At 47.9% G+C, this 11,659-nt stretch carries 8 protein-coding genes; all 8 read left to right on the forward strand.

The window, feature by feature from the left end; translation table 11 throughout:
• Nucleotide 1 precedes the first annotated feature (1 nt).
• Nucleotides 2-1,030: an ABC transporter permease gene (locus CDZ87_RS05070; RefSeq protein WP_100752475.1), complete on the forward strand. Its 1,029-nt coding sequence runs from the start codon at nt 2-4 to the stop codon at nt 1,028-1,030.
• Nucleotides 1,031-1,032: 2 nt separating this feature from the next.
• The gene (locus CDZ87_RS05075; RefSeq protein WP_100752476.1) at nt 1,033-2,016 is read left to right on the forward strand and encodes an ABC transporter ATP-binding protein; all 984 of its coding nucleotides are present in this window, start codon (nt 1,033-1,035) and stop codon (nt 2,014-2,016) included.
• A gap of 42 nt (nt 2,017-2,058) precedes the next feature.
• Nucleotides 2,059-3,054, forward strand: a complete 996-nt coding sequence (locus tag CDZ87_RS05080) for an ABC transporter ATP-binding protein (protein ID WP_100752477.1) — start codon at nt 2,059-2,061, stop codon at nt 3,052-3,054.
• A 65-nt stretch (nt 3,055-3,119) separates the two neighbouring features.
• Nucleotides 3,120-4,838, forward strand: a complete 1,719-nt coding sequence (locus tag CDZ87_RS05085) for a glycoside hydrolase family 9 protein (protein WP_100752478.1) — start codon at nt 3,120-3,122, stop codon at nt 4,836-4,838.
• Nucleotides 4,835-5,710, forward strand: coding sequence for a glucosamine kinase nucleotide-binding domain-containing protein (locus CDZ87_RS05090; RefSeq protein WP_100752479.1), 876 nt, complete (start codon nt 4,835-4,837; stop codon nt 5,708-5,710). The genes CDZ87_RS05085 and CDZ87_RS05090 overlap by 4 nt, the downstream gene beginning before the upstream one ends.
• Before the next feature lie 11 nt (nt 5,711-5,721).
• Nucleotides 5,722-7,635 (forward strand): beta-N-acetylhexosaminidase, encoded by a 1,914-nt coding sequence (locus CDZ87_RS05095; RefSeq protein ID WP_100752480.1) that lies wholly within the window; start codon nt 5,722-5,724, stop codon nt 7,633-7,635.
• 90 nt (nt 7,636-7,725) lie between these two features.
• Nucleotides 7,726-10,131 (forward strand): glycoside hydrolase family 94 protein, encoded by a 2,406-nt coding sequence (locus tag CDZ87_RS05100; RefSeq protein ID WP_100752481.1) that lies wholly within the window; start codon nt 7,726-7,728, stop codon nt 10,129-10,131.
• A 56-nt stretch (nt 10,132-10,187) separates the two neighbouring features.
• The gene (locus tag CDZ87_RS05105) at nt 10,188-11,600 is read left to right on the forward strand and encodes a phosphoglucomutase/phosphomannomutase family protein (protein ID WP_100752482.1); all 1,413 of its coding nucleotides are present in this window, start codon (nt 10,188-10,190) and stop codon (nt 11,598-11,600) included.
• Nucleotides 11,601-11,659 lie beyond the last annotated feature (59 nt).

The following is an 11,659-nucleotide window of genomic DNA, read 5'->3' on the forward strand; positions in this document are numbered from 1 at the left end:
TATGAAATCTCTATTTAAACTCATCTTAGGTAATGCCTACGCTCGTGTTGGCTTAGCCATTGTCTCGCTATTTATTTTCATGGCAATTGCGGCTCCGTTGATTACTAAACACGCTCCAGACAAGCGCACCGGTAATCCTCATGAATACCCTGCGACCGTCGTAAAAGCCGCGCAAGCGAATCCAACCGGTTGGGTCGCAGAGAACTTAGCGACTGACCGCCGCACAATGATCATGTCGAAAAAGGCCGATCATACATTAGGTACCAGTCGCATGGGCCGCGATATATGGTCTCAACTAGTTTACGGCGCACGCATCTCTCTTGGTGTCGGCTTCGGTGCGGGTTTGACAGTGTGCTTCTTGGCCACCGTTATCGGAATCTCTGCGGGTTATTTTGGTGGACGGGTTGATGACATATTAACTGCCGCGATGAACATCATGTTAGTTATTCCGCAATACCCACTACTGTTTGTTTTAGCAGCCTTTATCGGTGAGGCAGGGCCTCTAACCATTGCCATTATTATCGGCTGTACCTCCTGGGCGTGGGGAGCAAGGGTTATCCGCTCACAGACTCTTGCCTTACGTGAAAAAGAGTTTGTTAAAGCGGCGGAAGTACTGGGGGAGTCTTCATTCCGAATCATCTTCGTTGAGATTTTACCTAACTTAATTCCTATCGTTGGCGCGAGCTTTATCGGCTCGGTGATGTATGCCATTGGTATGGAGTCGATAATTTCATTCCTCGGCCTTGGCGACCCAAGCACCATCAGTTGGGGCATCATGCTGTACAACGTTCAAACCTCTTCAGCAATGCTGATTGGCGCCTGGTGGGAAGTACTTGCTCCTTGTGTCGCATTAACCATTCTTGTTACTGGCCTTGCTCTGCTTAACTTTGCCGTTGACGAAATCGCCAATCCTCAGCTTCGCTCTCATAAGGGTATGAAGCGTTGGAAAAAACTGGCTCAACAAGACAAACAACAGCGCAAACCAGATCAACTAGCACCACAAAATGCACTTTGGAGCGGAGATAAATAATTATGACGAATCCACTTATTTCGATCCGCAATCTCTGCGTTGATTATATTACCGATGCTGGCGACGTGCGCGCCTGTAACAATGTCAGCTTCGATATTGCTCCAGGCGAGGTTTTTGGCCTTGCCGGAGAGTCCGGTTGTGGTAAATCGACGGTTGCCTTCTCGCTGATGCGCCTACATAAGCCGCCCGCGTATATTAGCGGTGGTGAGGTCATCTTCAACGGCGAAAATATCCTCCAATACAGCGACGAAAGAATGCAATCTTTCCGCTGGAGTGAAATGTCAATGGTGTTCCAGAGTGCAATGAATGCGCTTAACCCAGTCTTGACCATGGAAGATCAATTTTGTGACGTCATCATGCGTCACACCACTATGACTCGTGAACAGGCACGTAAGCGTGCAGAAGGTCTGCTGGAAATCGTTGATATCCACCCAAGTCGTTTAACCGACTACCCGCACCAATTCTCTGGTGGTATGCGCCAGCGTTTGGTGATTGCGATTGCGTTAGCCCTAAATCCAAAAATGATCATCATGGATGAGCCAACAACGGCACTGGATGTAGTGGTACAGCGCGAGATTCTGCAAAAAATCTACGCTTTAAAAGAAGAGTTTGGCTTCTCTATTTTGTTCATTACCCATGACTTGTCACTGATGGTCGAGTTCTCAGACCGAATTGGCATCATGTACTCGGGCGAATTAATCGAAGTCGCACCTTCTAAAGAGATTTTGCAAACGCCTTTCCACCCTTACACCAAAGGGTTGGGCAGTTCTTTTCCTCCATTAATCGGCCCAAAAACCAAGTTAACCGGTATTCCAGGCAACCCTCTCAACTTGTTGGAAATTCCGCAAGGTTGTCGCTTTCAAGCTCGCTGTGACCGCGTGCATGAAGCCTGTACTAAGGTACCGACCGCGTTAAGACAAGTTGAGCCAAATCGTTTCTCAAATTGCCATCTTTACGGTGAAACCATTGCTCAAGCCAAGCTCTAGCAATTGATTGATAAATAAGAACGAATATTACTGGAGAGAATTATGAGCAAAGCATTTGGCGAACTACTGATTGAAGGCAAAAATCTAGTCAAAGATTTTCCAATCAACAGTAACGCACTAAAACAACCTCTGATGCGTGCGATCAACGACGTATCATTCAAAATGTACAAAAGCCGCGGTCTTTCTGTGGTGGGTGAGTCAGGATCTGGCAAATCAACCACGGCGAAAATGATCGCCAAGATGTACGCCCCAACCGATGGCGTTATCGAGTACAAAGGTCGCGATATTCAAGATATCACCACCAAAAAAGATCTCATGCACTACCGCGAAGGTGTGCAAATGGTATGGCAAGACCCGTTCGGTTCATTAAATCCAACGCATAATATTTTTCACCATATTGCGCGTCCTTTATTGATTCACCACAAGGTGTCTCCGAGCAACAAAAAAGAGCTCGAAGAACGCGTCTATGACTTGCTTGAACAAGTGGGATTAATTCCACCAAAAGAAACCGCGCAGAAGTTCCCACATCAACTTTCCGGTGGTCAACGTCAGCGTGTCAATCTCGCACGTAACATTGCGGTTGGCGCCGAAGTGGTTCTTGCTGATGAGCCAACCTCTATGCTGGATGTCTCGATTCGTGCTGGTGTATTGAACCTGATGGAAGAGATGAAATTTGAGAAACAGATGTCTCTGCTTTACATCACTCACGATATCGCCACTGCACGTTATATCGCCGAAGATCTTGCCGTTATGTACGTCGGTCATATGGTTGAATGGGGCGACACCGAAGAGATCATTCACGATCCTCAGCACCCCTACACTCAACTGCTGGTTTCGGCAGTGCCTGACCCAAGCAAGTCGATCCACGAGAAGCTCAAGGGCAATAAAGGGGAAATTCCTCTTTGGACCCCCGTTTCTGTTGGCTGTCCGTTTGCAGGTCGTTGTCAGCAAGCTAGTGACAAGTGTCGTGAGAAATTACCTGAGGTGACTCAGTTGTCTGACAACCACTTTGTACGTTGCTACTTATACGAAAATTAACCGACCGAGCCAAGAGAGCGCTCTTGGCTCAATAACAATAATGAATAAATGTTTCGGAGAATTTAATGCTGCTACTTACTAACCATATTGGTTATGAACCCCTTGGGCCAAAGCAGGCTGTTTTGATGACTCGTAAAGCGCGTCTATCTTCTACCACTGCACTGTTAGTCTGTGCCGATAGCCATCAAACTGTCGCGACTTTTGCCATTGAGAAAGGCACTAAGGTTGCACATTGGCACCAAGGGTATTTTTTTCGCATTGATTTCTCGCACTTTGAACAAACGGGTAACTACTACCTTAAGGTAGACAACCTTCGCTCTGAGGTTTTCTCGCTCGTAACTGGGCTGTTGTTTAACAACACTTTTTCCGACGTGTTGCACTACTTTAAATCACAGCGTTGTGGTGGCCGTTTTGACAAACAAGATCATCATATTCCTTTATTGGGCAGTGACGAACAGGTCGATGTCCATGGCGGCTGGTATGACGCCTCTGGTGATATCAGTAAGTATCTCAGCCATCTCTCGTACGCCAATTATCTCAACCCACAGCAGACTCCGATGGTGGTTTGGAACATGCTTTCTGCACTTGAGCTATTAGCCCAAAGCGCAGATGTCGCGGCTTTCACTCACGTGCGTTTAATCGAAGAAGCGCTGTTTGGCGCCGACTTTTTAGTCCGAATGCAAAACCAAGCTGGCTTTTTCTACATGACGGTGTTTGATAAGTGGTCAAAAGATATCAACCAACGTGAAATTTGCGCCTATCAAACCCAACAAGGTGATAAAACAGCCGACTATCAAGCTGGGTTTCGCCAAGGTGGCGGGATGGCAATTGCAGCCCTTGCCGCTGCCGCGCGCCTTGATGAAAGCGGGCAATATACTCAGGCCGACTACCTCAATGCAGCCCAAACCGGATACTGGCACCTCAAACAGCACAATCTTGATTATCTTGATGATGGTCAAGAGAACATTATCGATGAATATTGCGCACTACTTGCAGCGGTCGAGTTATATCGAACCACCCGCAACGGCGACTATTTAGCAGAGAGTCGTTACTGGAGCGAACGCCTCCAGCTACGTCAATGCAGCGATGAACAACAAACGCATTTTTGGTCAGCCAATCACGATGGCAGCCGACCTTACTATCACGCTGCAGAAGCAGGCCTGCCTGTGATTGCGCTATGCCAGTACTTAAAGATCGAAACAGACAGCAATAAAACCGCGCTGGCAAAACAGACCATTGCTCGCGCCGTCGAGTTTGAACTCAGCATTACCACCCAAGTGGCCAACCCATTTGGTTATCCACGTCAATATGTTAAAGGGCTAACTGAAGCCAAGCGCGACGCCTACTTCGTTGCGCATAACAATGAATCTGGCTACTGGTGGCAAGGTGAAAATGCCCGTTTAGGGTCTCTTAGTGCCATGGCCTTTTGTGCCTTACCTTATCTTCAACAAAGCGACACGCAGCAACGCTTACTCAAGTTTAGCCAAAACAGCCTTAACTGGATTGTTGGCCTTAATCCGTACCATATGTGCATGCTCGACGGGCACGGGCATAACAACCCAGATTACTTGCCTCAGCTGGGTTTTTTCAACGCAAAAGGCGGCGTGTGTAACGGTATCACTGGTGGGTTTGAGGATGAGCAAGATATCGCTTTCAATCCTGAACCACAAAAAGAGGACATGTTGCAAAACTGGCGCTGGGGAGAGCAATGGATTCCTCACGGCGCGTGGTACTTACTCGCCATTTCTCATCAGTACCACTACTTTAAGGGGTGTCAATCATGAGCCAGTATCTAGTCGGAATTGACGGTGGTGGCACCTCTTGCCGTGCTCGCATTCGAGATCAACATGGTCAATTAATTGGTGAAGGCAAAAGCGGCAGCGCCAATATATTACTCGGTGTCGAAACAGCCATGACATCGATTGTTGACGCAATTACCCAAGCCGCAGCTCAAGGCGGTTTAAGTGCGTCCGCTTTTGCCGACATGGATGTAGGGCTTGCACTTGCTGGTGCAGAGCAAAAAAACGCGTGGTTTGAATTTATGCAAGTCGCGCACCCTTTCGCTTCGATAGTCCTTAATACCGATGCTTATGGCGCCTGTGTGGGTGCACACCAAGGCGATGAAGGCGCGATTATGATCGCCGGCACCGGATCCTGTGGTATCTATCTCGCAGATGGGCAACAACACGTTGTTGGCGGACGAGAATTTCCTATTTCCGATCAAGGCGGCGGCGCCGTGATGGGACTGCGCTTGATTCAGCAGGTGCTGTTGGTTCAAGACGGAATTGGTCAAGCAACACCGCTCACAGAGCACGTAATGCAGCATTTCAACCATGACATAGACCAAATTGTTAGTTGGTCTAAACACGCACTACCGCGCGATTATGGCCAATTTTCACCGGCTATTTTTCAACACGCAGCTCAAGGTGACACTCTCGCTATTGCCATGCTCAAGCACACCGCTGCCGATATTGAAATGTTTCTCGTTGCGCTCAATCGCCAAGGGGCGACGCGTATCTGTTTAATGGGCAGTATCGCCGAGCGCATCAAAGCTTGGTTATCGCCTCCTGTTCAAGCCTGGATTGTTGAGCCGCAGTATGACGCTATTGAAGGCGCCTTAATGTTTGCTGGCAAGCCTGAACACAATTTGTATTAAGGAATACGAATATGAGCTATCGAGTCGAACTTGCCGTACTTGCCGAGAAAAAGCATTTTTGCCGCTTTGGTTTAACGCTGCACAATCTCAGCGACCAAAATCTCACAGACTGGCACCTCCAGTTCATTATCGACCGATTCATTCAGCCCGACAGTTTTACTCACGGCGCTATCAAACAGACTGGCAGTTTCTGTTGTCTAACGCCTGACCGTGCAGTGCTGCCTGCCAATCAACACTATTATTGCGAATTTAGTATTAACACGGCGCCGCTGCGCTTTTACACCGATGGATTAAAAGACGCGCTGATTATTGCTGATGGCGGTGCGACTCAGCACACGGTGACGTTAACGCCGATCATGCTGGCCTCACCCTATCGTGGAAAAAGCGAACTGCCCTCCGTTGAGCCGGCGGCGCTCGCGGTGATCCCCAAGCCTAGCCGAATCGAGCGACTTGATGGCAAGTTTCACTTAACCACTTCGAGCCAAATCACGCTCCAAGCTTCACTGGCCGAGCATGCCGCGACGTGGTTACAACAAGAGATCGAACGCCTCTATCAATTTCGTGCCCAAACGGTCGGTCAAAGTGACATCATCTATCGTAAAAACCCAACTTTAGACGAGGGTGAATACCAAATCAGTATTACTGGTTCTGGCGTACGGCTTGAGGCGGGATCACGCTCAGGCTTTGTTCATGCCAGCGCAACTTTATTGCAGCTTATCGATCATGACGAGGACCTCAGTACACTCACCCTACCTTATGTGAAAATTTGCGATAAACCACGCTTTAAGTACCGCGGAATGATGCTCGACTGCGCCCGTCATTTCCATTCGGTCGACATGGTTAAGCGCTTAATCAACCAATTAGCACACTACAAATTTAATACTTTCCATTGGCACCTGACCGATGACGAAGGCTGGCGACTCGAAATCAAAGCCTTTCCACAACTGACTAAATGTGGCGCCTATCGTGGGGCTAATCATCCACTAGAGCCTCAGTTTAGTAGTCTCGCGAATACCTACGGCGGCTATTACACGCAGCAAGAGGTTATCGAGGTGATTGGATACGCGAAACAGCGTGGGATTAACATTATTCCTGAGATCGACATCCCAGGTCACTGCCGCGCGGCGCTCAAATCACTGCCTGACCTGCTTGTCGACCGACAAGATTCTTCTCAATATCGCAGCATTCAACATTACAGTGATAATGTGCTTTCTCCGGCGCTATCCGGCACCTATCAGTTTTTAGACAAGGTACTTGAAGAGGTCGCTGAGCTATTCCCTTCTCCTTGGGTACACATCGGTGCTGACGAAGTGCCCGATGGTGTCTGGTTAGAGAGCCCAGCTTGTCAGCAATTGATGCAACAGTACGGCTACCACTGCGCTAAAGATTTGCAAGGTCATCTGCTTCGCTATGCAGAGAAGAAGCTTCGTTCTTTAGGCAAACGCATGGTCGGTTGGGAAGAGGCACAGCATGGTAACAAAGTCAGTAAAGATACCGTTATCTACTCTTGGTTGAGCGAAGAAGCGGCCCTCAACTGCGCCAAGCAAGGTTTTGACGTGGTCTTACAACCTGGCCAATCAACCTATCTCGATATGGCGCAAGACTACAGACCTGAAGAGCCAGGCGTTGATTGGGCGGCAGTGATTCCACTTGAAAATGCTTACCGCTATGAGCCTTTAGCGCACATTCCCGACAACGACCCTATTCGTAAACGTATTTTAGGTATTCAGTGCGCGCTATGGAGTGAGATTGTCACTCACCAGTCACGCCTCGACTATATGATTTTCCCTCGATTAACCGCATTAGCAGAAGCGTGTTGGACAGAGAAATCACAACGCAACTGGCTCGACTATCTGGCGCGGTTAAAAGGCCACTTGCCGTTGCTCGATAAACAAAAGATTGAATATCGACCACCTTGGAAATAACCATCACCGCGAATGACCATCATTCGCCGTTTTCACTAGCTTTAAACGTTTTGGCTACCAAAGTGGTAGCTTGGTAAAAAGGAAATTAACATGAAATACGGCTATTTCGATAACGACAATCGTGAATACGTCATCACACGCCCTGATGTCCCTGCGCCATGGACCAACTACTTGGGTACCGAGAAGTTTTGCACGGTTATCTCACACAATGCTGGCGGTTACTCTTTCTATAATTCACCAGAATATAACCGAGTCACTAAATTCCGCCCTAATGCGACGTTTGACCGCCCAGGCCATTACGTTTACCTGCGTGATGACCAAAGTGGTGATTACTGGTCTATTTCATGGCAGCCGGTGGCTAAAAGTCTTGATGAAGCCAGCTACGAAGTCCGTCATGGCTTGTCTTACTCTAAATTTAAGTGTGACTACAACGGCATCGAAGCAACCAAAACCCTATTTGTGCCTAAAGGTGAAGACGCAGAAATTTGGGATGTGGTGATCAAAAACACATCAGATAAACCGCGTACGATTAGCGCTTTTTCCTTCGTTGAATTCTCATTTAGTCATATTCAGTCAGACAATCAAAATCACCAGATGTCACTCTACTCTGCGGGGACCTCATACCGCCAAGGGGTGATTGAATACGACTTGTACTACAACACCAATGATTTCGAAGGTTTTTACTACCTAGCATCAACATTTGATCCTGATTCATATGACGGTCAGCGCGATAGCTTCCTCGGTCTATACCGCGACGAAGCCAACCCTATCGCCGTTGAACAAGGCCAGTGCTTCAACAGTGCACAAACTTGTTACAACCATTGTGGTTCACTGCATAAACAATTCACTATCCAACCAGGAGAAGAGGTGCGTTTTGCCTACATTCTTGGTATTGGTAAAAGCAATGGTGAACGTCTGCGCACCAAATACCAAGATTTGGCCAATGTCGATGCGGCGTTTGCAGGCATTAAAGATCACTGGGATGAGCGCTGCGCCAAGTTCCAAGTTAAGTCGCCGAATGAAGGCCTCGACACCATGATCAATACGTGGACCCTCTACCAAGCAGAAACCTGTGTGGTTTGGTCTCGATTTGCTTCCTTTATCGAAGTGGGTGGCCGTACTGGTCTGGGTTACCGCGATACCGCGCAAGATGCTATCTCTGTACCACATTCTAATGCGGCAATGACACGCAAACGCTTAGTCGACTTACTGCGAGGTCAGGTCAAAGCTGGCTACGGTTTACACCTGTTTGATCCCGACTGGTTTGATCCAGAAAAAGCCGATGTCAAACCGTCAAAGTCTCCGACAGTGGTACCGACACCCTCAGACGAAGACAAGATCCACGGTATTGAAGACACTTGTTCAGACGATCATTTATGGCTGGTGCCGACCATTTGTAAGTACGTGATGGAAACGGGTGAGCACAGCTTCTTTGATGAGATGATCCCATACGCTGATGGCGGTGACGCTAGCGTTTATGATCACATGAAAGCTGCGCTTGATTTCTCGGCTGAATACGTGGGTCAAACAGGCATATGTAAAGGCCTACGCGCCGACTGGAACGACTGTTTGAACCTAGGTGGTGGCGAATCATCGATGGTTTCCTTCCTACATTTCTGGGCACTGCAAGAGTTTATCGATTTAGCTAAGTACCTAAGTCGCGATGCCGATGTTGAGAAATACACACAAATGGCAGCCAACGTGCGCGAAGCGTGTGAAACGCACCTGTGGGATGACGAAGGCGGTTGGTACATTCGTGGTCTGACTAAAAATGGCGACAAGATTGGCACTGCGCAGCAAGAAGAAGGCCGTGTTCATCTTGAGTCAAATACGCTCGCGGTACTTTCTGGCGCAGTCTCTCAACAGCGCGGTAAACAAGCGATGGACGCAGTAGATGAAAACTTGTTCTCTGAGTATGGTCTGCATCTCAATGCGCCTTCTTTCGCGACACCAAACGATGATATCGGCTTTGTCACGCGCGTTTACCAAGGCGTCAAAGAGAACGGTGCTATCTTCTCACACCCTAACCCTTGGGCTTGGGTTGCAGAAGCTAAATTGGGCCGCGGTGACCGCGCCATGAAGTTTTACGATGCCCTTAATCCATACAATCAAAATGACATCATCGACAAGCGTATTGCTGAACCTTACTCATACGTACAGTTCATTATGGGCCGCGATCACCAAGATCATGGTCGTGCAAACCACCCATGGTTAACGGGTACCTCTGGTTGGGCTTACTTTGCTGTTACAAACTTCATTTTGGGTGTGCGTACTGGTTTTGATGGCTTAACGATTGACCCATGTATTCCGACCAGCTGGCCAGGTTTTGAAGTATCACGCCAATGGCTAGGTGCGACCTACGACATCAAAGTCGAGAACCCAAGCTCCGTTAGCAAGGGCGTTAAATCCATTACTGTCAACGGCGAGCTCATCAGCGGCGCAGTTCCAGTTCAAGCTGAAGGCAGCGTCAACGAAGTTATCGTTGTTCTCGGTTAATTGACCAAGCGCGAGCCTCATTGGAGGCTCGTAACTTGGATTAAAGGATGATCAATATGATTAAATTTGGAACAGGCGGCTGGCGTGCATTTATTGGTGAAGAGTTCACCAAAGACAATGTTCGTTTAGTGGCGCAATCTTTAGCGAACATCATCAACAACGAACAAGTTGCGGATAAAGGCTTTGTTATCGGTTATGACCGTCGTTTTCTTTCAGACAAAGCAGGACGCTGGTTTGCTGAAGTTCTTGCGGCGAATGGCGTTACTGTCAGCTTTATCGATAAATTTGTCCCAACACCGATCGTGATGTTTAAAGCAAAAGAGATGGGCTGTGCTTACTCGGCTTGCATTACCGCTTCACATAACCCTGCGGATTATAATGGCGTTAAGGTGTTCATTGAAGGTGGACGCGACGCCGATGAAGTCATCACAGAGAAAATTGAAACTCAAATCGCAGCCCTAACTCAAGACCAAGTTAAATCTGTCGACTTTGAGCAAGCGATTGAAAATAAGTTGATCGAAGTGATCAACCCTATGAACGAGTTTGTCGACTCCATCATCGACTTTATTGATATTGAAGCGATCAAAAAAGCCAATCTTCGCGTATTGATCGATCCTATGTTTGGCGTGGCCAAGAATGCGCTGCAAACCGTACTGATCAATGGTCGCTGTGATGTTGATGTGATCAATGATGGCAAAAACCCCGACTTTGGCGGTTTGATGCCCTCACCCAATGCCGCGACGCTTTATCGTCTCAAGCACTTAGTCGCAGCAGAAGGTTACGATATCGGTATTGGTACAGACGGCGATGCTGACCGCTTAGGCATCATCGATGAAAAAGGTAATTTCATTCACCCAAATGAAGTTTTGATCTTACTTTACTACTATCTACTCGAATACAAGGGCTGGAAAGGCTCCGTCGTGCGTAACATCGCGACCACACATCTACTGGATAAAATCGCGACCGATCATGGCGAAAAGTGCTTCGAGGTTCCGGTTGGCTTTAAACACATCAGCTCACAAATGGAAGCGGACGATTCGTTAATCGGCGGCGAGAGCTCTGGCGGTTTAACCATTCGTGGTCATATCAAAGGCAAAGATGGCGTCTTTGCTTCAAGTTTGTTGGTCGAAATGATCTCAGTGACGGGCAAAAAACTCTCTGAGCTGCTGGATGAGATCTATGCGAGATATGGCTACGCCTATACAGCAGAAGGTGATTGTACCTTTAAACCAGCTCAGAAAGAGACGCTTTACAACCGTATTTATGTAGAGAAACAGTTGCCAGAATTTGAGTTTGAAATAGACAAAGTCAGCTATGAAGATGGCGCTAAAGTTTACTTCAAAAATGGCGGATGGGTGATTGCTCGTTTTTCAGGCACTGAACCTTTGTTGCGCATTTTTTCAGAAATGGCCGACCAAGAGACAGCAGAGTATGTTCTTCAACAAATGAAAGCGTTTTTGCAACTATAACTGCGCTCTTTTACCCTACCCTATAGGTGAGAACACTTGCCCGGCATCACTGCCGGGCT

Source organism: Vibrio salilacus, from assembly GCF_002811245.1.
Lineage (GTDB): Bacteria > Pseudomonadota > Gammaproteobacteria > Enterobacterales > Vibrionaceae > Vibrio > Vibrio salilacus.

Excerpts from the sequence above, each read along its gene's own strand:
- CDZ87_RS05080 (WP_100752477.1), top strand. The coding sequence starts at position 2,059 with ATGAGCAAAGCATTTGGCGAACTACTGATTGAAGGCAAAAATCTAGTC.
- CDZ87_RS05095 (WP_100752480.1), top strand. The coding sequence starts at position 5,722 with ATGAGCTATCGAGTCGAACTTGCCGTACTTGCCGAGAAAAAGCATTTT.
- CDZ87_RS05075 (WP_100752476.1), top strand. The coding sequence starts at position 1,033 with ATGACGAATCCACTTATTTCGATCCGCAATCTCTGCGTTGATTATATT.
- CDZ87_RS05070 (WP_100752475.1), top strand. The coding sequence starts at position 2 with ATGAAATCTCTATTTAAACTCATCTTAGGTAATGCCTACGCTCGTGTT.
- CDZ87_RS05105 (WP_100752482.1), top strand. The coding sequence starts at position 10,188 with ATGATTAAATTTGGAACAGGCGGCTGGCGTGCATTTATTGGTGAAGAG.
- CDZ87_RS05085 (WP_100752478.1), top strand. The coding sequence starts at position 3,120 with ATGCTGCTACTTACTAACCATATTGGTTATGAACCCCTTGGGCCAAAG.
- CDZ87_RS05090 (WP_100752479.1), top strand. The coding sequence starts at position 4,835 with ATGAGCCAGTATCTAGTCGGAATTGACGGTGGTGGCACCTCTTGCCGT.
- CDZ87_RS05100 (WP_100752481.1), top strand. The coding sequence starts at position 7,726 with ATGAAATACGGCTATTTCGATAACGACAATCGTGAATACGTCATCACA.